The 20,284-nt window shown below is 62.2% G+C and carries 23 protein-coding genes; 12 read left to right on the top strand and 11 right to left on the bottom strand.

Annotated features, from left to right (window positions below):
* Window positions 1-39: 39 nt before the first annotated feature.
* Window positions 40-1,428, top strand: coding sequence for a 30S ribosomal protein S12 methylthiotransferase RimO (rimO, locus tag AC6JBC_RS05320; protein WP_498025786.1), 1,389 nt, complete (start codon window positions 40-42; stop codon window positions 1,426-1,428).
* On the opposite strand, the gene AC6JBC_RS05315 is transcribed toward rimO, so the two are convergent.
* The gene (locus tag AC6JBC_RS05315) at window positions 1,401-2,252 is read right to left on the bottom strand and encodes a DUF4163 domain-containing protein (protein ID WP_498025785.1); all 852 of its coding nucleotides are present in this window, start codon (window positions 2,250-2,252) and stop codon (window positions 1,401-1,403) included. The two genes, rimO and AC6JBC_RS05315, sit on opposite strands and share 28 nt — an antisense overlap.
* Entirely contained in the window at window positions 2,252-2,455 is a 204-nt protein-coding gene (locus AC6JBC_RS05310) for a hypothetical protein (RefSeq protein WP_460987665.1), read from the bottom strand. The genes AC6JBC_RS05315 and AC6JBC_RS05310 overlap by 1 nt, the downstream gene beginning before the upstream one ends.
* 140 nt (window positions 2,456-2,595) lie before the next feature.
* On the opposite strand from AC6JBC_RS05310, the gene AC6JBC_RS05305 reads away from it, so the two are divergent.
* The 4 genes from AC6JBC_RS05305 to argC are packed head-to-tail and all read left to right on the top strand — an operon-like array spanning window position 2,596 to window position 6,270.
* On the top strand, window positions 2,596-3,999 hold the full coding sequence (locus AC6JBC_RS05305) for a leucyl aminopeptidase family protein (protein ID WP_498025783.1): 1,404 nt from the start codon (window positions 2,596-2,598) through the stop codon (window positions 3,997-3,999).
* A gap of 54 nt (window positions 4,000-4,053) precedes the next feature.
* Window positions 4,054-4,461 (top strand): MarR family transcriptional regulator, encoded by a 408-nt coding sequence (locus tag AC6JBC_RS05300; RefSeq protein ID WP_464789127.1) that lies wholly within the window; start codon window positions 4,054-4,056, stop codon window positions 4,459-4,461.
* The gene (locus AC6JBC_RS05295; RefSeq protein WP_498025781.1) at window positions 4,421-5,329 is read left to right on the top strand and encodes a C40 family peptidase; all 909 of its coding nucleotides are present in this window, start codon (window positions 4,421-4,423) and stop codon (window positions 5,327-5,329) included. Before AC6JBC_RS05300 ends, AC6JBC_RS05295 begins: the two co-directional genes overlap by 41 nt.
* A complete protein-coding gene (gene argC / locus AC6JBC_RS05290; RefSeq protein ID WP_498025779.1) occupies window positions 5,326-6,270 on the top strand; it encodes an N-acetyl-gamma-glutamyl-phosphate reductase in 945 nt (314 codons plus the stop codon). The genes AC6JBC_RS05295 and argC overlap by 4 nt, the downstream gene beginning before the upstream one ends.
* A gap of 160 nt (window positions 6,271-6,430) precedes the next feature.
* On the opposite strand, the gene erpA is transcribed toward argC, so the two are convergent.
* The 5 genes from erpA to AC6JBC_RS05265 all read right to left on the bottom strand — a co-directional run bounded on the left by erpA (window position 6,431) and on the right by AC6JBC_RS05265 (window position 11,644).
* Entirely contained in the window at window positions 6,431-6,757 is a 327-nt protein-coding gene (gene erpA, locus AC6JBC_RS05285; protein ID WP_464786971.1) for an iron-sulfur cluster insertion protein ErpA, read from the bottom strand.
* Between the two features lie 81 nt (window positions 6,758-6,838).
* Complete coding sequence (locus AC6JBC_RS05280) at window positions 6,839-7,564, bottom strand: M23 family metallopeptidase (protein WP_464786972.1); 726 nt, start codon at window positions 7,562-7,564, stop codon at window positions 6,839-6,841.
* A gap of 108 nt (window positions 7,565-7,672) precedes the next feature.
* The gene (locus AC6JBC_RS05275) at window positions 7,673-8,428 is read right to left on the bottom strand and encodes a ferritin-like domain-containing protein (protein WP_498025778.1); all 756 of its coding nucleotides are present in this window, start codon (window positions 8,426-8,428) and stop codon (window positions 7,673-7,675) included.
* A gap of 50 nt (window positions 8,429-8,478) precedes the next feature.
* Window positions 8,479-8,940, bottom strand: coding sequence for a thioredoxin-dependent thiol peroxidase (gene bcp / locus AC6JBC_RS05270; RefSeq protein WP_498025776.1), 462 nt, complete (start codon window positions 8,938-8,940; stop codon window positions 8,479-8,481).
* Window positions 8,924-11,644, bottom strand: coding sequence for a bifunctional [glutamine synthetase] adenylyltransferase/[glutamine synthetase]-adenylyl-L-tyrosine phosphorylase (locus tag AC6JBC_RS05265; RefSeq protein ID WP_498025775.1), 2,721 nt, complete (start codon window positions 11,642-11,644; stop codon window positions 8,924-8,926). Before AC6JBC_RS05265 ends, bcp begins: the two co-directional genes overlap by 17 nt.
* Window positions 11,645-11,718: 74 nt before the next feature.
* Here AC6JBC_RS05265 and AC6JBC_RS05260 point away from each other — a divergent pair, with 74 nt between their 5' ends.
* On the top strand, window positions 11,719-11,904 hold the full coding sequence (locus tag AC6JBC_RS05260) for a hypothetical protein (protein WP_498025773.1): 186 nt from the start codon (window positions 11,719-11,721) through the stop codon (window positions 11,902-11,904).
* Between the two features lie 71 nt (window positions 11,905-11,975).
* Window positions 11,976-12,320 (top strand): hypothetical protein, encoded by a 345-nt coding sequence (locus AC6JBC_RS05255; protein ID WP_498025772.1) that lies wholly within the window; start codon window positions 11,976-11,978, stop codon window positions 12,318-12,320.
* Between the two features lie 16 nt (window positions 12,321-12,336).
* Here AC6JBC_RS05255 and ypfJ read toward each other — a convergent pair whose 3' ends face one another.
* The gene (gene ypfJ, locus AC6JBC_RS05250; RefSeq protein ID WP_464786978.1) at window positions 12,337-13,212 is read right to left on the bottom strand and encodes a KPN_02809 family neutral zinc metallopeptidase; all 876 of its coding nucleotides are present in this window, start codon (window positions 13,210-13,212) and stop codon (window positions 12,337-12,339) included.
* 145 nt (window positions 13,213-13,357) lie between these two features.
* Here ypfJ and AC6JBC_RS05245 point away from each other — a divergent pair, with 145 nt between their 5' ends.
* The 5 genes from AC6JBC_RS05245 to AC6JBC_RS05225 all read left to right on the top strand — a co-directional run bounded on the left by AC6JBC_RS05245 (window position 13,358) and on the right by AC6JBC_RS05225 (window position 18,078).
* Window positions 13,358-14,536 carry a patatin-like phospholipase family protein gene (locus tag AC6JBC_RS05245; protein ID WP_498025771.1) on the top strand — a complete coding sequence of 393 codons (1,179 nt, stop codon included), beginning with the start codon at window positions 13,358-13,360 and terminating at the stop codon, window positions 14,534-14,536.
* Window positions 14,533-15,324: a 3-hydroxybutyrate dehydrogenase gene (locus AC6JBC_RS05240; protein ID WP_464786980.1), complete on the top strand. Its 792-nt coding sequence runs from the start codon at window positions 14,533-14,535 to the stop codon at window positions 15,322-15,324. Before AC6JBC_RS05245 ends, AC6JBC_RS05240 begins: the two co-directional genes overlap by 4 nt.
* A 118-nt stretch (window positions 15,325-15,442) precedes the next feature.
* A complete protein-coding gene (locus AC6JBC_RS05235) occupies window positions 15,443-15,997 on the top strand; it encodes an opacity protein (protein WP_498025769.1) in 555 nt (184 codons plus the stop codon).
* A 121-nt stretch (window positions 15,998-16,118) separates the two neighbouring features.
* On the top strand, window positions 16,119-17,462 hold the full coding sequence (locus AC6JBC_RS05230) for an amidohydrolase (RefSeq protein ID WP_498025767.1): 1,344 nt from the start codon (window positions 16,119-16,121) through the stop codon (window positions 17,460-17,462).
* Between the two features lie 40 nt (window positions 17,463-17,502).
* On the top strand, window positions 17,503-18,078 hold the full coding sequence (locus tag AC6JBC_RS05225) for an arsinothricin resistance N-acetyltransferase ArsN1 family B (protein WP_498025766.1): 576 nt from the start codon (window positions 17,503-17,505) through the stop codon (window positions 18,076-18,078).
* Here the strand turns inward: AC6JBC_RS05225 and AC6JBC_RS05220 are convergent.
* Genes AC6JBC_RS05220 through AC6JBC_RS05210 form a run of 3 tightly spaced genes read right to left on the bottom strand, consistent with a single transcriptional unit; the run spans window position 18,075 to window position 20,244 of the window.
* Entirely contained in the window at window positions 18,075-19,106 is a 1,032-nt protein-coding gene (locus AC6JBC_RS05220; protein ID WP_498025765.1) for a nucleotidyltransferase domain-containing protein, read from the bottom strand. The two genes, AC6JBC_RS05225 and AC6JBC_RS05220, sit on opposite strands and share 4 nt — an antisense overlap.
* Window positions 19,103-19,966 carry an HprK-related kinase A gene (locus AC6JBC_RS05215; RefSeq protein WP_498025764.1) on the bottom strand — a complete coding sequence of 288 codons (864 nt, stop codon included), beginning with the start codon at window positions 19,964-19,966 and terminating at the stop codon, window positions 19,103-19,105. Before AC6JBC_RS05215 ends, AC6JBC_RS05220 begins: the two co-directional genes overlap by 4 nt.
* Entirely contained in the window at window positions 19,963-20,244 is a 282-nt protein-coding gene (locus AC6JBC_RS05210; RefSeq protein ID WP_498025762.1) for an HPr-rel-A system PqqD family peptide chaperone, read from the bottom strand. The genes AC6JBC_RS05215 and AC6JBC_RS05210 overlap by 4 nt, the downstream gene beginning before the upstream one ends.
* Window positions 20,245-20,284 lie beyond the last annotated feature (40 nt).

Below are 20,284 nucleotides of genomic sequence, written 5' to 3'. Positions count from 1 at the left end.
ATCTTTCGGGCGGGCGTGACATTTGGCGCGAAAATCCCTATGTGCGCGCCGATCATGGCAACCAAAATTCCTGAAGCGCCGAAGGTCGGCATGGTGTCGCTCGGCTGTCCCAAGAACCTGGTCGACAGCGAACGCATCCTGACCAAGCTGCGCTCCGACGGCTATCTGATGTCCGCCGACTATGCTGGCGCGGATGTGGTGCTGGTGAATACTTGCGGTTTCCTCGATTCCGCCAAGGAAGAGTCGCTGGAGGCGATTGGCGAGGCGATCGCGGAAAATGGCCGCGTCATCGTTACCGGCTGCATGGGCGATGAGGCGGACGTGATCCGCGCCAAGTTCCCGCAGGTGCTGGCCGTTACGGGTGCGCATCAATATGAGCAGGTGGTGAATGCGGTGCATGATGCTTCGCCGCCGGTGCCCAATGCGTTCGTTGATCTGGTGCCCGAGGGGGGCCTCAAGCTGACGCCGCGGCATTACAGCTATTTGAAGATTTCGGAGGGCTGCAACCATCGCTGCTCCTTCTGCATCATTCCGTCGATCCGGGGCGATCTTGTGTCGCGCAGGATCGATGCGGTGCTGCGCGAGGCGGAGAAGCTCGTCTACGCGGGCACCAAGGAGCTGCTGGTTATCAGCCAGGATACGTCGGCCTATGGCGTCGATACCCGGCATGAGCCTCGCCAGTGGAAGGGCCGCGAGGTTCGGGCGCATATGACGGACATGGCGCGCGAGCTGGGGCAGTTGCGCACCAGCGAGGGCGTGGCCCCGTGGGTGCGGCTGCACTATGTCTATCCCTATCCGCATGTGGATCATGTCATTCCGCTGATGGCCGAGGGGCTGCTGACGCCTTATCTGGACATTCCGTTCCAGCATGCTTCGCCCACTGTTCTGAAGGCCATGAAGCGGCCTGCGAACGAGGCGAAGGTGCTGGATCGTATCCGCAAGTGGCGGAGCATCTGCCCCGATATCGCGATCCGTTCGAGCTTCGTCGTCGGCTTCCCCGGCGAGACGGAGGCGGATTTCCAGTATCTGCTCGATTGGCTGGACGAGGCGCAGCTGGACCGCGTCGGGGCTTTTCGCTTTGAACCGGTAGAAGGCGCGGCGGCCAATGATCTGCCGGGCGCGGTGCCTGAAGAGGTCAAGGAAGAACGTTACCAGCGGATCATGGAAAAGACCGCCGCGATCAGCGCCGCCAAGTTGCAGGCGAAGGTCGGGCGGGTGCTGCCGGTGATCGTCGATGAGGTTGGCGACGCTGACGAGGACGGTTCGATCGGCGCCACCGCGCGGAGCCAGGCGGATGCGCCGGAGATCGACGGCAATGTGTTCCTGCGTGATGTCGGCGAAGGGCGGAAGGCTGGCGACATCCTCGACGTGGTGATCGAGGATGCCGACGATCATGATCTTTACGGAGCGCCCGCGAACGCGTCCTGATATTCGGTCTTGATCGTTTTCAACATGGCGGCATCGACGGCCAGCGGCACTTCATAGGTCCCTTCGGCATAGGAACCGGCGCTGTATGGGCCGATGACGACGACGATCCGGTCGATCAGCTTGCCACCGCGCGAGGTGGGGACAAGGACTTCCTTCATCGGGTCGATGCACTGGGTGAAGGGATCGTCGCCGCGCATGATCGGCCCGCCCCGCTTCTTCGCGCGGGCCTTGTCGAGGCCATCGCAGAAGGCATCGTGGATCGCGGCGGCGAAGGCGGCGGGTGAGGTCATGAGCGCCTGCACGCTGGTTTCCCGCTTGCGCGCCTTGTCCCACAGCAGCACGTCATAGCCGGTCATGCCATGCGCGCCGCCGGTGTAGGTGTAGCGGCTGGAACGAAGCGACAGGAAGCGCGGCGTGTCGGCGGCTACGGTCCAGCGCGTTTCCAGACTATGGGCGTGGAAGGGAAAGCCGGACTGCTGCGCCGATTTGCGGTCGTCCGCCGCCATCTTGAGCGCATCGGCCTTTCCGCTTTCCATGTCCTTGCGGAATTTGGCGGCGATCTCCGGCACGGCGGACGCTTGCGCAGGCCAGGCGTAGAGGAATTCCAGCAGGTCGGTCTTTTCAGCCTGCTGAAAAGGTTGGGACGGCGGCTTTGGCTGTTCCGCACCCGCCATACGGTTGACGAAATTGGCCGTGGCGACATCATTGCCGGTGTCAGCGACATTATCCATTGCCTGATCACCAGCCGAGGGTGAACATGCACAGAGAAAGAGGGCCAGTCCTGCGACCGGCCCCGCCTTCATTCGCATTGGCAAGCGCTGCATCAGTGCGGCTTGGCCGCCAGACAACGCTCGCTGATCGCCTTGCGGGCGTAGCTGCTCTGAAGAACGGCGGCGGCGTTGGGCCAACCTTCCGCGATCAGGGCTTGCTCGACCTGATGCGCACCATCGAACCGCCCGGTTTCGGCGAGTTGATAGGCACGCGCACGAAGCGCCTGCTGCCGCGCATTATCGCCATGCATTACCATGTCTCTCTCCTTGCCTGTTTGCGTTGCCATCAATCTAGACCCTTTGCCGGTCAGGGGCAAATGCGGGATGGTCGGGCCGAGGCGCCGACATCGCAAAAATGGGGCTTTCCAACCCCCTCATCCTTGTCCAGAATCCCGCCATGACCGATTATTACGACCTGCTGAAAGCAGACAACAATCAGCCCGCTCATATGATCCAGATTGTCGACGCGGAAAGCTTCGAAAACTGGCTTTCCGCGCAGCCGCAGCGCGTCCGGACGATCGTCGCGGCGCAGAAGTTCGCGGGCAAGGGATATGAGCATGCAATCATTCCGGGAGATGATCCTTCGGACTGGTCGGTGGTCGCGGGGGTGGCGAACAAAGCGAAGCTCAGCAGCTGGTGCCTCGCCAAGCTGGCCGAGACTTTGCCCGAGGGTCAATATCGGCTGGCGGACGGGACGGCCGGGCCAGCCATGCTCGGCTGGCTGACGGCGCAATATCGGTTCGACCGCTATCGCCGCGACGAAAATGCCACCGGACCGCGCGTGCTGCTGACCAGCGAGGTTGCGCAGATCGATGCGGCGGTCAGGCTGGCCGAAGCGGTCGCGCTGGTGCGCGACCTCGTCAACATTCCCGCTGGCGACATGGGGCCTCAACAGTTGGAGGAGGAAGCGGCGAAGGTCGCCGAAGCCTTTGGCGCGCGCTTCACGGTGACGAAGGGTGACCCGCTGGAGCAGGGTTTTCCGATGATCCATGCCGTGGGCCGGGCAGCGGGCAAGGACTTTGCGCCGCGCCTGATCGAATTAAGGTGGGGCGATCCCAAGCATCCGCGCGTCGCCATCATCGGCAAGGGCATTTGCTTCGACAGCGGCGGGCTGGACATCAAGCCATCGTCGGCCATGCGCCTGATGAAGAAGGATATGGGCGGCGCGGCCCATGCGATCGCGCTCGCCCGGTTGATCATGAGCGCACGCCTGCCGGTGCAGTTGCACCTGCTGATCCCGGCGGCGGAAAATGCGGTGGGGGGCAATGCCTTCCGCCCCGGCGACATATTGCGCAGCCGCAAGGGGCTGACGGTGGAGATCGGCAATACCGATGCGGAAGGTCGACTGGTGTTGGCCGATGCGTTGGCGCTGGCGGGAGAGGATGAACCGGAACTGGTCATCGACTATGCGACGTTGACCGGCGCGGCGCGGGTGGCGGTGGGTCCCGACCTCCCTGCCCTCTTCACCAATGATGACGCATTGGCCGCTGAAATGGAGGCGGCGGGCAGCGAAGTGGACGACCCGAGTTGGCGCCTGCCCTTGTGGGATGGCTATGCCGACATGCTGAAATCGGACATCGCCGATATCAATAATGCGGGCGAAGGCGGCTTTGCGGGTGCGATCACCGCCGCGCTGTTCCTGAAGCGATTCGTGCCGGACAAGGCGAAGTGGATTCACCTCGACACCTTCGCCTGGCGGCCGTCGCCAAAGCCGGGGCGACCAAAGGGCGGCGAGGCATTGGGCCTGCGCGCCGTTTTCCGCATGCTGGAACAACGTTATGAAAAATCAGGGCAGAAATGAACTTCGGCATGGGGCCGTTACGCAACCGGATTGTGCATCGTGCGTTACGGGGGCATGGATGCCGCTTCTGCACAGGAACAGACTACTGAGCTGAACCGCCCAGGTCTGAAACAACTTGCCCAATGGATGCGCACGCTGGTCGATTATGTGCGATCCGGCAGGCCCGACCTTACCAACCGGCAAATGGCGTTGATGATGACCGTTTACATCGGCGCAGGGCCGCATACCGTGCGGGGACTCGCCGAGGCGCTGCATGTGTCGAAGCCGGTTATCACCCGCGCGCTGAACAAGCTTTCGGCGCTCGGCTATCTTCGCCGGGAGCGCGATGCGGCCGATCGGCGTAATATTTTCATCACCCGGACCCCAAAAGGGGCGGAATTCCTTGACGCGTTTCACCATTTCATCGCAGGAACCGGCCGCGATGAACGCCACGACTTCAACTCTGCGGGACGCACCGCCTGAACGCATTCGGTTCAAACTTGACGGACGCTCCGTCAAGCTGGACAGCCGCATCCACGCCGCGCGCGGCGACCTGGCCGACCTGTCACTGGCAGGGGTGCTGTTTTCGGCCCATTATGCCCGTTCGATTGAACTGACCTGCGTTGCGGCGGGAACGCCGCTGCTGTCCTCACCCGCCATCACGGCTACGGCCGTCAGCGAATTGCTGCGCGGCGAAAGCTTCCATGCGCTGGACATGACCACCGACTGGGCCTGGGGCTTTTGCGGGCATGACGGCTATGTCGGCTATGTGCGGCGCGAGGCGCTGGACACGCATGAAGAAACTAACCACCGGATTTTTGCTGGCACCGCGCCACTGTTCAGCGCGGCCGACATCAAGTCGCCCATTCACGATTACTGGCCGGGCGGCGCGCTGTTCACCGGGCAGGCGGCGGACGGATTCGTCGCTTGTGCCGAAGGATATGTCCATGAGCGGCATGCCGTCAGCGCCGACGCGACGGAAAGCGATTGGGTCGCCGTGGCGCTGCGCTACCTTGGCCAGCCCTATGTCTGGGGCGGACGGGGCCATCGCGGTATCGACTGTTCGGGACTTGTGCAGGTCGCGCTGGGTCAGTGCGGGATCAAGGCACCGCGCGACACGGATTTGCAGCGGGAAGGCATCGGCAACCCCCTGCCCTCCGACGAGCCGTTGAAGCGCGGCGACTTCGTCTTTTTCCCCGGTCATGTCGGCATCATGACGGACGGCGACAATCTGCTGCACGCCAATGCCCACTGGATGGCCGTGGTGGTCGAACCATTGGCGGACGTGGTCGGCCGGCTGGCGGCGGACCATGCGGAACCGATAATTTCGCGGCGGAGGATCGGCGCGTGACTCACAAGATTTTCATCGACGGCGGCGTCGGCACCACGGGGCTCGAGATTGTCGAGCGGTTGGCGGGGCGGCCTGAACTGTCCTTCATCACGCTGGATGAGGACAAGCGCAAGGATGCGGCGGCGCGGCGGGAGGCTTTGAACGCCGCCGATATCGTCATCCTGTGCCTGCCCGACGATGCCGCGCGCGAAGCCGTGGCACTGATCGACAATGACCGGACGCGCGTGATCGATGCATCGACCGCGCATCGCGTGGCGGACGGCTGGACCTATGGCTTTGCCGAGTTGGAGCCGGGGCATCGGGAAAAGCTGGCGAACGCGCGGTTCGTGTCCAATCCGGGGTGCTGGCCGACCGGATTTCTGGCGCTGGTGCGGCCATTGGTGCTTGGCGGCCTGCTGCCTGCCGACTGGCCGGTGACGGTGTCGGGCGCGTCGGGCTATTCCGGCGGCGGCAAGGCGATGATCGCGGAATTTGAGGGGACAAGCGGCGCGCCGAGCGCGTTCCGGCCCTATGGGCTCAGCATGACGCACAAGCATATTCCGGAGATGCTGCGCTATTCGGGCCTGTCGCATCCGCCGATCTTTGCGCCCGCGGTGGCCAATGCCTATCGCGGCATGATCGTCGAAGTGCCGTTGCAGCTGCGCGCGATGACGGGTGCCCCCAAGGTCGCGGACATTCATGCGACGCTGGCTGATGCCTATGCGGGATCGCCGATCGTGAGCGTTGCTTCGCTGGAGGACAGCGCGGCGATGGGTCAGATCGCGATCGAGCATGTCGGCGCGACGGATCGGCTGGCGCTGTTCGTGTTCGGCAATGAGGATGCGGGTCAGGTGCGGCTGGTGGCGGCGCTCGACAATCTGGGCAAGGGCGCGGCCGGGGCTGCGGTGCAGAACCTCAATATATTGGCCGGGTTGCCCGAGACGGCGGGGTTGCGGCTTTAGGGCGCGCTCGCTGATGGTTTAAGCGGATCGTCTTGCGCCCAAGCATCCGCATCTAGAGCACGCTGCGTTTAATCGGACGCAGGTCGCGCGCTCTAGTTTTTTGTTATCGCATCGCTTCAAGCGCAAAATCGGTTCCCACTTTTGCGCACGATACTCTAGATTAAATCGAAAAGCTCGACCCGCAACCGCAGCCAGCGGTGGCATTGGGGTTCGTCACCTTGAACGCTGATCCGCCGAGGTCGGAAACAAAATCGACTGCGGCGCCCCGCACCAGGTCCAGGCTCACATCATCGACGACCAGCGTCACGCCGTCCCGTTCGACGGCCACATCGTCCGCCTCCACCGCATCGGCCAGTCCGAAACGATATTGAAAGCCCGAACATCCGCCACCCTCGACGGCCAGCCGCAGGATAGCGGGCTTGCCTTGTTTGGCGGCAATCGCAGCCACGCGGGCAGCGGCGGAAGGGGTCAGGTCGATATCAGCCATGGCGCCTAGATAAGATCAAGCAAAAGGCCCGGCAACCCATCGGTGCCGAGCCTTTGCAAAGGATAAGCGGCGTAGCGCGGATTATTCCGCGTCATGCTCCTGCGCTTTCGTCGGGCCACCCATGGCAATGGGCGGTTTCGTGTTCATCGCTACGAGAACATCGGGACCGACGACGAACGGCATCGGGTTGATCGCTTGGCCGTCCACGCGGACTTCATAATGCAGGTGGCTGCCGGTCGAACGCCCGGTCGATCCCATCAGGCCGATCAACTGGCCACGATGCACATAGCTGTTAGGAGCCGCGATCAGCTTCGACATATGGCCGTAACGGGTCTCAAGACCGCCGCCATGGGAAATCTGTACCAGATTGCCATAGCCGCTCGCCCAACCGGCGCGGCTCACAATGCCGTCTGCGGTCGCGTAGACCGGGGTTCCGACGGGGCCGGGAATATCGATGCCCTTGTGCATCCGCGCGCCGCCGTTGAACGGGTCGGAACGAACGCCAAAGTTGGACGTCAGCGACAGTCTTTCGACAGGCCGACCGGTCGGGATATTGTTGCTGGCCGCCTTTACGCCGCCGTCCAGCCGCTGAAGGCTGGAGAAAAGATTGGAAAAGCCCACATCTGCCGGGCCAAGCGCGCTGGTATTGATTTCCGTTGCATCGCCATAGGGATCGTCGGCGACCGCCTTGGCCTGCGCAGGCATTGCGGCGCACAATGCGCTCACTACGCCCATAGCCCCAATGGATTTACACGCAGACAGGAACCATCGCGCGCTACGCGCATTATTCGAACGAAGAAACAACATGCCGACCCCGACTTATCCTCCGGAGGCTTTTGAGCCTCTCGGCGCTCCCCGTGTTGACCAATTGCGACCTAAATCGCCACCCGCGTCATCAAAAGGACATTTCCCGCTTCATTGTGCAAGCGCGCCGTAAAAATCCAGCGTTAAACCGGCTTGTCGACGCGCCGAGTCGTTGAACGGCGGTTTCAGCGACCCGCGAAAATGGCGTTTTACAAGGATTTGGTAATGATTTGCGGGGGTCAGTCCCTCTCGGTTCGCCGCATGACCAAACCATCTTGTCCCGGCTCCGACATGGCGAATCTCGTCCGTCATAATGCGGCGCAACATGCGCGCGGATGCCTCATCCCCTACGCCTTCAAACCGGGCGATCGTGGCGGGCGTGATATCCAGCGCACGGGCTTCCAGCACCATCGGAACGATGGCGAGCCGCGCCATGGCATCCCCTGCGGTTTCGGTCGCGGCCTGCCACAGCCCGTCATGGGCAGGCAGTTGGCCATAAAAGCTTCCCATCTGCCGCAGACGCCGGTCCAGCAGCGCGAAATGCATCGCCTCTTCCGCGCCGACCTGCATCCAGTCGTCGACGAAGGCTTGCGGAAACTCGCTCCCAAACCGGCCGATCAGGTCGAACGCCAGGTCGATCGCGACGAACTCGATATGCGCCAGGGCATGCAGCATGGCGATCCGCGCCCGATCCGAACCGATCTTGCCGCGCTTGGGCATTTGATTGGCTGGCAGCAGGGCGGGGGCGTCGGGCCGCGCGGGCGTGTCGGGCATCGCGGCACCGAACCGATGCGCCAACCGGCCCTGCCTCCAGGCACGGGCCACCACGCGCGCAGCCATCAGCTTGTCCCGTGGCTCCGGCGTCATCAGCACATGAGCGCAGGCCTGCCCCACACTCTCAATCTCGACCGGCAAATTCAAAGCGCCTTCACGGCTTCCAGCACTTCGGCGGAATGGCCCTTCACCTTCACCTTGGGCCAGACGCGCAAAATCTTGCCCGTTCCATCCGCAAGGAAGGTCGCCCGCTCGATCCCCATATATTTCCGGCCATAGAGCGACTTTTCGACCCAGGTGCCGAAAGCCTCGCACGCCTCGCCCGGCTCGTCAGATGCGAGCGTCACGTTCAGGCCGTATTTGTCCGCAAATTTCTTGAGCTTCGCAGGCTTGTCCTTGGAAATGCCGACCACCGGCACGCCCAATGCCGCATAGTCTCCCGCCAGTTCGGTAAAGTCCTTGGCCTCATTGGTGCAGCCCGGCGTATCAGCCTTGGGGTAGAAATAGACGACGACCGGCTTCCCCTTGAACCGATCCAATGTGAAGTCGACGCCGTCGGCATCCTTCAACGTCACGCTCGGCAGGGCATCACCGGCTTCCAGCATCTTCTTCCTCCGAATAGGGCGCGGACAGCGCTGCCCAGGCATCGCTCACCCTTTGCCGGGCCTGCGCATAGCTTTCAAGCAGCGCGTCCCAGCTTTCGACACCGCACGCGCGCGCAACGACGGGCCGGGTCGCTTCGGGCGGCTCGGTCGATTTGGGCGAAACCAGTCGCGATACGATCAGGAAACGTGTGATCAGATCATGCGCATCGATCAGGTCGGCTGGCAGATGACCCGCCTCGACCAGCTCGTCCAAAGCCGCGCGCAAGTCAGGACTGAACGCCATTTCATGTTTGAACTGCGACACGTGGATCAGGAACTCCAGATCCACCAGGCCCCCCGGCACCAGCTTGACGTCCAGCTCGCTGGCAGGCGGTTTGTGCGCGGCGATGTCGCGGCGCATCTTCACCGCCTGACGCGCCAGTTCCGGGAAATCGCGCGGCCGTTCCAAAGTCTCGGCCAATATCGCGCTCAAAGCAGCCCGGCCGTCTTGTGATCCGAAAACCGGCCGCGCGCGCGTCAGCGCCAGATGTTCCCAAGTCCACGCTTCCTCGCGCTGATATTTGGCGAAGCTGTCCAGACTGACCGCCAATAGCCCCTGCGCGCCCGAAGGCCGCAACCGCGTATCCACCTCATAAAGCGGCCCCGCCGCCGTCTGGACCGATAATGCATTGGTTATGCGTTGGCCCAACCGATTGAAATATTGCGTAGCCCCCAACGGCTTTCTTCCATCGGATTCCTTCATGAAATCGCCGGAAAAAAGATAAACCAGATCCAGATCCGAAGCATGCGTCAAAACGCCGCCGCCCAGTCGGCCAAGCGCAAGGATAAGCATCTCCCCACCCTGCACCCGTCCATGCACCGCCTCAAATTCGCGGACGGTCGCGCTCGCCAACGCCTCGATCGCCGCCTCCGCCACCCGCGAATAGCCTCGCCCTGCTTCCAGCGGATCACCACCGCGAATGATCTGCGCACCCAGCGCAAAGCGCCGATCATTAACTCGCTGCCGCACCCGATCGAGCAGCGCCTGATAATCCTCGCCCGCTTCCAGCTGCGCGAACTGAGCGGCCAATTGCTCCACGGCAGGCGGCGGATCAAAGGCAGACGTATCAATCAGCCCATCGAGCAGCTCGGCCCGCCTTCCCAACGCATCCGCCAGCGTCGGGGCATGACTGAGCAACTCCGCCATCAGCTCCGCAAGACCCGGTCGCGCGGCAAGCAGCTTGAAGAAGTTGATCGCGCTCGGCAGCCTTCCGATCAGGTCGTCAAGGCGGTTCAGCGCCCGTACCGGATCGGGCGCCGCCGCCAATGTGCGCATCAATCCCGGCAGCAAATCTTCCAGCGCTTCCCGCGAAGCCGTGCTGCGCAACGCCCTGATGCTGCCCGTGCGCCAGCGAGCGATCCGCGCAACCGGCGCCTGCGGATCAACAAAACCCATCTCGGCCAACTGCGCCGCCAGCCGGTCCTCGTCATGCGAAAGCGACTCTGTTTTTTCAGCAGGCGTCAGCTGATCATAATTGGCGCCCACCCACTCCACCTTCGGGCGCAGCAGTTCGATCAAGTCCCCGCCATTCTCCAGACCATGCAACCGCGCGACATTGTCCATCGCTTCGGCGGTCCTGGGCAGCTCATGCGTTTGCCGGTCCTCGACCATCTGCAACCGATGCTCGACCGTGCGGAACAGCACATAGGCTTCGTCCAGCTTGCGCGACACTTCCGGATCGAAGACCCCTGCCGCCGCCAGCGCTCGAAGCGCCTCGCGCGTATTGCCCGATCTCAGCGCTGGATCACGCCCACCATGGATCAACTGATGGGTCTGCGCGAAAAACTCGACCTCCCGAATGCCGCCGCGTCCCCGTTTCAGGTCATAGCCCGGCCCGAAAGCCTGACCCTGCGCATAATGGTCGCGAATTCGGCGCGATATGTCGGTGATCGCGTCGATCGCACCGAAATCCAGGCTCCGCCGCCAGACGAACGGACGGATCTGCTGCATGAAATAATCGCCCAGGCCGAGGTCGCCTGCCGCAGGGCGCGCGCGGACGAAAGCGGCCTGCTCCCACCCCATCGCCGTGGATTCATAATAGCCGATCGCCGCCTCGACAGGCAGCGCAATGGGCGTGGCTTCGGGAGAGGGACGCAGCCGCAAGTCGACGCGAAAGACGTAGCCATCGCCGTCCCGCGCATTCAAAAGCTCGCTCACCCGCCTGCCGATCCGCACTGCCGCATCAGCCGGGTCCTCCCGCTCCCCATGCGGCAGGGTCGCAGGGTCATAAAGCAGGATGGGATCGATGTCGGATGAGTAATTCAGCTCGCGGCTGCCATGCTTGCCCAATGCCAGCACGACAAACCCCTTCGGCTCCACACCCGGATACCGCTCGGCAAAGGTGGCGCGCAGTGCTTCTTCCAAAGCCTGGTCGGCAAAATCCGACAAGGTACGCGTCACCCGATCCAGATCCCAGGCGCCCGACAGATCCGCCGCGGCCGTGACCAGCGACAGTGCGCCCTTTCGCCGCCGCAGCGATCTGGCGATCCCGTCGTCCGCGGCCGATACGTTTTGGGCCGCCTTCAGCGCAGCCTCAACATCTCCGGCCACCAACAGGTCGACCACTTCGGGAAACCTGTCCATCTGTCTGGCGAGGAAAGGCGAATGGGCACGCATCCGCGCCATTGCCGCCGTCCAGTCCGCCACCGCAATCTCTCCTGTCATACCCCAGCTATCGCCCGAGCCTGAAATGAATGCCAGAAACTTTTCCCGTCGCCGCCCGTTGTAGAAACATGGAAATGCAGCGTAAATCAGTGAGCCGATCTGGCAACGGGCGGAAGACCACTGATCGCAGATTTCTGACGGTCGGCGCGCCTCAGCCCTATGAAGGCATCGGCAATGCGTTGCAGTCCACATTCCGCGCCAAGCGCGACAGCTTGCCGTCGGATATGATGGACCTGCTGAAAAAGCTGGACCGAAATTAGACCGGCTGCGCAGGATTTTATTTACCGAAAGCCCGTAGAAACAGCGCGTCTTTGGTTCAGGATGTGCCTGCATGCTCTACAAGGCTTTCGCCGCCATCACGTTGGTCAGCGCCCCAATAATCGTTCTGCTGGTACAGGGCATCACGCCGCACCCTTCGGCGACGCCATCAGCTCCGGTGGTTCAACCCATGGTTCCCCAGCCCCCAGTTCAACAGCCATTGCCCACCCAACAATCGGTCGTACCGCCAGTGCCGATGGAGCAGACCCCTCCTGCCGTATCCTTTGGCCAGCCCATGCCGGAAGCGGGCAAGCCATTCCTCGCGCCAGGCAACGGCCTGCCCGGTGAACCGCCGACCGGCGCGGGCGAAGCCGGTAACAGCGATACTGCAACCAGTTCGGAAGCCCGCCCCCTCTGACAGCCTAAAGCGCTTTTTAGCCCGCCGCCCCGGCAAAAGCATCGCATTGCGCCGGGTCACCGCTGTCCAGCCCCTTGCGCAGCCAGGTCATCCGCTGCTCGCTTGATCCATGGGTGAAGCTTTCCGGCACGGGACGCCGTCCTGCCGCCTTTTGCAATGTATCATCGCCGATGGATTGCGCGGCGGTCATGCCTTCTTCCAGATCGCCCGCTTCCATCAGCCCCGTGCGCTTCGCCCACACGCCTGCATAGCAATCCGCCTGCAGCTCGACGCGCACTTGCAGGGCATTACCTTGCTCTTCGCCCACACTGCGCTGACGCTGTTGCACCTGCCCCAACGTGCCTTCCAAATCCTGCACATGATGCCCGACCTCATGGGCGATCACATAGGCCTGGGCAAAGTCGCCCGGCGCGCCGAAGCGCTGGCGTAGTTCATTGAAAAAATCGGTATCCAGATACACCTTCTTGTCATTGGGGCAGTAAAAAGGACCCATTGCACTTTGCGCGGCGCCGCAGCCCGACGCGCCAGCCTGAGAGTAAAAGGACAGGACTGTCGGTTGATATTGCTGCCCCGATTGCTGGAAAATCTGGCCCCAAACCTTCTCGGTCGATCCCAGCACTTTTAAAGACCAATGCTGAATTTCCGACAATTTCTGCGGATCGCGACTGACGGACGCATCCTGCTGCACGCCGCCTCCGCCACCGACCAAGCTCAGCGGATTAACCCCCATCACCATCAGGATGATGAGTGCGACGACGATCCCGCCGCAACCAAAACGGCTGCCGATGAATGGCAACAGCATGCCAAGGCCACCGCCCAGCCCGCCGCCAAAGCCGCCACGGCCGCTTTGCACCTCGAAATTGGAGCTTTCCCGTTCGTCGTCCAACCGCATGACGCCCTCTCTTTCATCCCATGCCTATCCGATCAGCGTGAAGGTTGGAACGGCTGCGATATAGAGTTGGTTGCTTTCAGCTTATCGGATTGTTGCAGCACATTAAGTTGGCACCCGCGCGCTAGTCGTTATATTGCACTGCGACATGGCCGATATCGATCCTTCCATTCCGCGCCGCGCGAGCACGCCGCTCCCTTTGCCCCACGACGTTGCGCTGCTGCTCCAGGGCGGCGGCGCCCTTGGGTCTTTCCAGGCTGGGGTTTATCAGCGCCTCGATGAACTTGGCATCGACATAAGCTGGGTCGCGGGCATTTCGATCGGCGCGGTCAATGCCGCGATCATAGCGGGCAATCCGCCGCACCGCCGCATCAGCAGGATGAAGAAATTCTGGCTGACGGTTTCCGGCGGCCTTCCCAATATCTTCCTGCCCGAAATCGATCATATTCGGGAGGCCGCACATTTGATGGCGGCGGGAGCCGTTGCGACCTTCGGCGTGCCCGGCATGTTCCGCCCTCGCCTCTGGCCTTCCGTAATGATGCCCGAAGGCACGTCGGGGGCGATCAGCTTCTATGACAGCGCGCCCCTCAAGGAAACGCTCGACGCCTGTGTGGATTGGGATCTTCTGAATGACGGCCCTGTCCGCCTCTCGGTCGGAGCGGTCGATGTAGAAAGCGGCAACTTCGCTTATTGGGACACGCGAGGCCCTGACGGGCGGACCCGCATCGACGCGCGCCACATCATGGCTTCGGGTGCGCTTCCCCCCGGCCTGCCCCCGGTGGAAATAGATGGGCGGCATTATTGGGACGGCGGTCTCGTTTCCAACACGCCCTTAGCTCACGTGCTGGAACATCAAAATGACGACATGCTCGTCTTTCAGGTCGACCTTTTCCCCGCCGAAGGTCCGATGCCGCGCCAGATGACGGACGTCTATTCCCGCGCCAAGGACATTCAATATTCCAGCCGGACGCGTCAGGTCACCGATCAATATCTACGCCTGCGCCGCGAACATAAGGCGATCAAGGCGCTGCTGGACAAACTGCCGCCGGACCTCAAGGACGCTGCCGACGCCCAGCGCCTGCGCGAATATCTCGACCGTGGCTCGGTCAACATCGTCCACCTCATCTATCGCAGTCGCGCCTGGGAAAGTGGCGCCCGCGACTTTGAATTTTCCCGTTCCACCATGCTGGACCATTGGAGCCAGGGCCGCGACGCCGTCGAAGAAGTGATGCACAAGGGCGACCTGATCGCTCGCAACATCACGAACGGCAAAAGCGCCACCTTCGACCTCCAGGCGCCCGACACTCTCAAGGAGAAAAACGCATGACCAAGTCCCTCGCCGGAAAGACAGCGCTTATCACGGGCTCCACCTCCGGCATCGGCCTTGCTTATGCCAAGACCCTTGCTGCGGAGGGCGCGAACATCATCATCAACGGTTTCGGCGACAGCGCTGCGATCGAACAGGAACGGCAGGCGTTGGAGCAGGCGAGCGGCGCCAAGGCCCTCTACAGCGGGCACGACCTCACCAAGGCCGCCGAGATCGAAGCGATGATGCAGGAAGCGGCCAGCACATTCGGCGGCGTGGACATCCTCATCAACAATGCGGGCATGCAGCATGTCGCCCCGGTCGAGGATTTCCCGGTCGACAAATGGGACCTTATCATAGCGCTGAATCTGACCAGCGCCTTCCACACGTCCCGCCTCGCCATCCCTTATATGAAGTCGAAAAAGTGGGGGCGCATCATCCAGACGGCCAGCGCGCATTCGCTCACGGCGTCTCCTTTCAAGAGCGCCTATGTGACAGCCAAGCACGGCCTTGCCGGCTTCACCAAGACGCTGGGCCTCGAACTCGCAACATTCGGCATCACCGCCAACTGCATCTCACCGGGCTATGTCTGGACGCCGCTGGTCGAAAACCAGATTCCCGACACCATGAAGGCGCGCAACATGACGCGCGAGCAGGTGATGAATGATGTGCTGCTCGCTGGACAGCCGACCAAGCAATTCGTGACCGTCGATCAGGTTGCGGCCATGGCGCTGTTCCTGTGCAGTGATGCCGCGGCCAATATCACAGGCGCCAATATGAGTATCGACGGCGGCTGGACTGCCCAATAAGAGCGCGTTGCAATTTTACCACGCCGTTGAACCAATTGTTTTCCGTGGGGAAACCATAGGCGGCTGCTCCCGTTACTCTCACACATCTGATGAACAAGGCTCAAGGGAGTAGCCAAATATGAAGAAGTATTTTTTCGCAGCCGCGATGCTCGCGGCGCTGCCTTCGCTCGCCCATGCGCAGGAAGAAGCCGCACCTGACGGCACTGAAGCATTCGGCGTCGAACCCTATGTCGGCATCCTTGGCGGCTGGCACAGCTTCGACCGCCGTTCGGAATTCGGCAGCGTTCCCGGCGAAACCATCATGAGCGGAGCGATCGTAAGCGGCGTCGCCGGTGTCAACGTTCCGCTCGGCCCCGTCTTCGTCGGCGTTGAAGGCAATGCAACCAAAGGCTGGGCCGACATTGATTGGGAATATGGCGTGAAAGGCCGCTTCGGCGCTCGCGCTGGTGAAAGTGGCATGATCTTCGCATCGGCCGGCTACCAGTGGGTCAACGGCAAGCAGGGCTGGCCGAACCGCAAGGACTGGATGTACGGCGTCGGCGTTGAAGTTGGCCCGAAGGACATCGGTCTTGGCGGCATCACCGGCAACAGCGGCATTCGCCTGCGCTTCCAGACCGAAACCTATGATTTCGACAGCTTTCGTCCGACTGCGGGTGTGATCTTCCACTTCTAATCCCGTCGCGACGGATCATGACAGGTGCTCGTCCTTCAATGGACGGGCGCCTTTTCATATCTGCCACTTTCCTTGCGCCGCCAAATCTTCCTATGCTCCCGTCCAACAGGGAGAATAGCCGATGCGTAACGCGTTAAGGGTCATCATGGCCGCTGCCACTCTTTCGTCTGGTGCTACTGCACAGACCGCCCCCGCTCCTGCATCTCCACAGGCACGGGAGATAGCCGCCCAGATCGGCAGCGACATGAGCGACCTCATGACGCTTTACCGCGATCTCCATGCCCATCCCGAACTGTCGGAGCAGGAAACAGCGACCGCCGCAAAGCTTGCCCGCCGCCTCAAGGCGATGAAGTTCGAAGTCACCGAAAAGGTGGGCGGCACCGGCGTCGTCGCGGTCATGAAAAATGGCGAGGGACCGGTTCTCCTCATCCGCGCGGACATGGATGGCCTGCCCGTCACGGAACAGACCGGTCTCCCCTTCGCCTCGAAAGTTCGCACCAAGACGGCTGAAGGCATTGAAACCGGTGTCATGCACGCCTGCGGCCACGACACGCACATGACCGCCTTTATCGAAACAGCCCAACTCCTGTCATCGAGGAAGGACAGCTGGCGCGGTACGCTGGTCATGATCCTCCAGCCAGCCGAGGAAGTCGGCCGCGGCGCGCGCATGATGCTGGACGATGGGCTCTACACGCGCTTCCCACGTCCCACGCATGCCATCGCCTTCCATGACGCCGCCAATCTTCCGGCGGGCACGATCGGCTACACCCCCGGCTATGCGCTCGCCAATGTAGACAGCGTGGACATAGTCGTTCGAGGCACCGGCGGTCATGGCGCCTATCCTCAAACAACAAGAGACCCCATAGTGCTGGGCGCCCGCATCGTCGGAGCTCTTCAGACCCTCATCAGCCGCGAGCAAGACCCTCTGGACCCCGCTGTCGTCACGGTCGGCAGCTTCGTGGGCGGCGCCAAGCATAATATCATCCCCGATGAGGCGAAGCTGCTTCTCACCGTCCGCAGCTATTCCGACGAGACCCGCGAACGGCTGATCCACGGCATCGAGCGTATCGCACGCGGGGAGGCAATCGCTGCGGGCATCCCCGAAGATCGGATGCCGATTGTCTCGGTAAAGGATGAATTCACGCCCGCCGCCTACAATCCGCCCGCCTTCGCCAACGAAATGGCCGGACTGCTCAAAGCGTATTTCCCCGAAGGACGCGTCATCGAAACGAAGCCATCGATGGGCGGCGAGGATTTCGGCCGCTATTACCGGGCTGACAAAAGCATCAACAGCTTCATCTTCTGGGTCGGAGGAGTTCCCGCCGATCAGATGGCAAAAGCCGCCGCTGGCCAGCTCACCCTTCCCTCCCTTCACAGCCCCTTCTGGGCACCGGAGGCCGACAAGGTCATCGCCACGGCAAGCGAGGCCATGACGGTGCTCGCGTTGAACATATTGAAGCGATAAGCCCGTAACGGCTTCCCCCTGTCTCAACAGGATTCATGGCATGACGGCAATCATAAGAACGGCTGTTGAGGACGATGCGCATCACCTCGCGGCGATCTACGCCACTTATGTTTTGAACACCGTAATCTCGTTTGAAAGCGTGCCTCCAGACGCTGAGGAATTCAGCTTTCGGCTGGCCGATTGCTTAAAATATTACCCTTGGCTGATCGCCGAGGTGGATGGTCGGATAGTGGGATATGCCTATGCCGGACCCCATAGCGGCCGGGCGGCTTATGATTGGTCGGCGAATATCTCCGTCTATCTGGCGGCTGATCATCATCGTCGTGGAATCGGGAGGCGTCTCTACGACATACTGATCGAGATATTGCGGCATCAGGGCTATCACAGCCTCTTCGCGGGCATAACCCTTCCGAACAGCGCCAGCGTGGCCATTCACACTGCGTTGGGCATGAAAGAGGTGGGCATCTACAGGGAAGTCGGCTTCAAATTCGGTCAATGGCATGATGTGATGTGGATGGGGATGGCGATTTCCCCCTCTACCGAACCTGCTGGAAAGCCGACGCCTTTCCCCTTACTCGGCGATCTTCAGAACATTATTCCCAGCCTACAGCGCTAGGCGGGCCGGTGCCCTTTGCGCCACTTCGTCAGCAGATGACGGACCAGCATCATCGGCGGCATGCGCAGCCAGTGTGACCGGACATAAAATGCAAAACGCAGCAGCTTTCGCGTTTCACGCCCCCAGCCGTCCCGGGCCAGCAGACGCGCGATGAAAAGGCGGTCGCTCCAAACGGGGCGATAGTCCACTTGAATGGGCGAGCGAAGGGGCCGGACAGGTGTGCCAAACAGGAAGTGCGCCAGCCTCAGCGCGCGCAACACCACCGCGTACAACTGATGCTCGGCCGCCCTTTCGAGCAAGCCAAGATCAAAATCCTGCTGGTTCTCCCCAAATTCGCGGCACAGGCAGTGAATATCCCACAGGTTGCGCAAACCACCGGCAAGATCACCATCCGCAAACAAGTGCGCCGCAGAATGGCAGATCATATCTTCCGGCGACAAGACCGCTAACCGGTCAGTCACCGGCACCGCATCCGCCAGCATCGCCTCCGCGTTCGGCCTCGGCCGCGCGGTCAGCGGCAGGATCGTATGATGCACATCGATCATCCGGTCCCGCTCGCGATGGATCATCGGCGGCAGTTCATGCATCCATTGCCGGTAATAGGCGTCGTCATAGGCGTCTTCCTTGACCCACTCCCACCCCGCCGCGATCAACCTGTCCTCGACCTGCTTCAAACGGCCGCGCGGAACCAGGATATCGAGATCGCCGATAAACCTCCCCTCGCCTGCCTTGAAGCGAGAGGCCGCATAGGCAGTCCCCTTCAGCAGCAGCACCGGCTCTCCGAGCGCTTCAGCAGCCCGATCTGCTTCCCATAAAGCCTGCCGGGCTTCCCGCTCTGCATCCAGCCGGGCATCCGCCAGAATCGGCCGCACCGTGTCGGGCGCCGATCCTTCATCGATGACCATAGCCAGCGTTCCGATCAGCCGCTCAGCCCGAGCCGCCGCGATCAACGCATTCCACCCGACACTGTCCAGACGCCCGACCGACTCCGGATCGCGTAGCGACCTGACCAAAAGCGCCGCGCTCATGCGAGTTCTTCCCACAACCGCTCGACCATCGCGATGGCCTCGTCGCCCGAAGGAAAATCGATCGCCCGCGCGGGTACATGCTGAACGAACCGGGTTAGCGCACCGAACCCCGCCTCTCCCAATGCGACATAGTTGGTGGACGCCTGAGTCAGGCGCATGAAAACCTCACCCTGCCCCACCGGGCGAACGTCGGCGGCATGTCCGAAGCGCGGGAAAAGCAGCAGGGCGGGCTTTGCCGCTTCCATCATCCGCGCGACCGCATCGGGCCGAGGCATGAGGTGTCGAATGTCCCCCTTTGCCGTGCCAGCCATTAACGGCCCCATCCGCTGGGCCGAAACCTCACCCGTGATCACATCAATGGCGCCATTCTTGAGCGAAACGAGTCGAGGGAAAGGCAGTAATTCGCCGGTAGCCAGGTCCAGCAGAGCAAATTCATCACCCATGAGCCGCCAGCCACGCTCGCCAAGCTGGGCCGCGAGCGTCGACTTGCCCGACCCGGACTCCCCGGTCATCACAAGGGCGCGACCATCCTTCTCCACGCTCGACGCATGGAGCAGCAGATGCCGCCGCCAACCCAGCGCCATTTGCAGGTTCATGCCCATTTCCGCCGCCAACAGCCCATGCGTCAAACTCATCGGCGCCGCGTCGGCCAGACCATGGTCGCCGGTGATGAAGATCGACGGCCTGACCCATCGCCGGACCATGCTCGTCGGCTCCAGCCGCACGGTGAAGTCGGCCACATCTTCCTTGGGCTGAGGATAACCGTCGTACAGCCGCGCCAGCAATTCCAGCGGCTCTCGCCATGCTGAACCGATCCGAAATGACGCGGGGCCGATGGACAAGGAAAGCTGGTGCCTCATGAACAGCGCACCAGACCGAGCGCCGTCAACCCTTCCAGATGAGTCTCGATTTCCCCAATCGCCTGCGCCCGCTCGCCCAGATCATAGTGGCGTTCCAGCCGCGCATGCAGTTGGGCCGCTGTGGAGTCAGCTTCGTCATCCAGCGCCTCCAATATCTCTGGAGCAGGGCTGACCATCATATGCGTCTGGCCCGACGCGCGATGGTAAAGGACGATGATGTCCTCCAACACGCACGCGACGGCGTCCTTGTCTCTACGATAACGGCGTTCTGCGGTCACAAACTGCTCTCAAACTCACTGGCGGCGCTCCGCTGTAGCG

It is taken from the genome of Sphingobium sp. RC1, assembly GCF_059738765.1.
Note: the sequence above shows the minus strand (reverse complement) of the source record. Positions and strands in the feature narration are given on the sequence as shown.

What these genes read in the sequence shown, in the direction of transcription:
- AC6JBC_RS05260 (WP_498025773.1), top strand. Translation starts at nt 11,719, where the DNA reads ATGCAGCGTAAATCAGTGAGCCGATCTGGCAACGGGCGGAAGACCACT.
- ypfJ (WP_464786978.1), bottom strand. Translation starts at nt 13,212, where the DNA reads ATGCGGTTGGACGACGAACGGGAAAGCTCCAATTTCGAGGTGCAAAGC.
- AC6JBC_RS05215 (WP_498025764.1), bottom strand. Translation starts at nt 19,966, where the DNA reads ATGAGGCACCAGCTTTCCTTGTCCATCGGCCCCGCGTCATTTCGGATC.
- AC6JBC_RS05255 (WP_498025772.1), top strand. Translation starts at nt 11,976, where the DNA reads ATGCTCTACAAGGCTTTCGCCGCCATCACGTTGGTCAGCGCCCCAATA.
- AC6JBC_RS05235 (WP_498025769.1), top strand. Translation starts at nt 15,443, where the DNA reads ATGAAGAAGTATTTTTTCGCAGCCGCGATGCTCGCGGCGCTGCCTTCG.
- AC6JBC_RS05245 (WP_498025771.1), top strand. Translation starts at nt 13,358, where the DNA reads ATGGCCGATATCGATCCTTCCATTCCGCGCCGCGCGAGCACGCCGCTC.
- AC6JBC_RS05280 (WP_464786972.1), bottom strand. Translation starts at nt 7,564, where the DNA reads ATGTTGTTTCTTCGTTCGAATAATGCGCGTAGCGCGCGATGGTTCCTG.
- AC6JBC_RS05295 (WP_498025781.1), top strand. Translation starts at nt 4,421, where the DNA reads ATGAACGCCACGACTTCAACTCTGCGGGACGCACCGCCTGAACGCATT.
- AC6JBC_RS05225 (WP_498025766.1), top strand. Translation starts at nt 17,503, where the DNA reads ATGACGGCAATCATAAGAACGGCTGTTGAGGACGATGCGCATCACCTC.
- AC6JBC_RS05305 (WP_498025783.1), top strand. Translation starts at nt 2,596, where the DNA reads ATGACCGATTATTACGACCTGCTGAAAGCAGACAACAATCAGCCCGCT.
- AC6JBC_RS05265 (WP_498025775.1), bottom strand. Translation starts at nt 11,644, where the DNA reads ATGACAGGAGAGATTGCGGTGGCGGACTGGACGGCGGCAATGGCGCGG.
- AC6JBC_RS05275 (WP_498025778.1), bottom strand. Translation starts at nt 8,428, where the DNA reads ATGACGCCGGAGCCACGGGACAAGCTGATGGCTGCGCGCGTGGTGGCC.
- AC6JBC_RS05315 (WP_498025785.1), bottom strand. Translation starts at nt 2,252, where the DNA reads ATGCAGCGCTTGCCAATGCGAATGAAGGCGGGGCCGGTCGCAGGACTG.
- AC6JBC_RS05240 (WP_464786980.1), top strand. Translation starts at nt 14,533, where the DNA reads ATGACCAAGTCCCTCGCCGGAAAGACAGCGCTTATCACGGGCTCCACC.
- AC6JBC_RS05220 (WP_498025765.1), bottom strand. Translation starts at nt 19,106, where the DNA reads ATGAGCGCGGCGCTTTTGGTCAGGTCGCTACGCGATCCGGAGTCGGTC.
- erpA (WP_464786971.1), bottom strand. Translation starts at nt 6,757, where the DNA reads ATGGCTGATATCGACCTGACCCCTTCCGCCGCTGCCCGCGTGGCTGCG.
- AC6JBC_RS05230 (WP_498025767.1), top strand. Translation starts at nt 16,119, where the DNA reads ATGCGTAACGCGTTAAGGGTCATCATGGCCGCTGCCACTCTTTCGTCT.
- bcp (WP_498025776.1), bottom strand. Translation starts at nt 8,940, where the DNA reads ATGCTGGAAGCCGGTGATGCCCTGCCGAGCGTGACGTTGAAGGATGCC.
- AC6JBC_RS05300 (WP_464789127.1), top strand. Translation starts at nt 4,054, where the DNA reads ATGGATGCCGCTTCTGCACAGGAACAGACTACTGAGCTGAACCGCCCA.
- AC6JBC_RS05310 (WP_460987665.1), bottom strand. Translation starts at nt 2,455, where the DNA reads ATGGTAATGCATGGCGATAATGCGCGGCAGCAGGCGCTTCGTGCGCGT.
- rimO (WP_498025786.1), top strand. Translation starts at nt 40, where the DNA reads ATGTGCGCGCCGATCATGGCAACCAAAATTCCTGAAGCGCCGAAGGTC.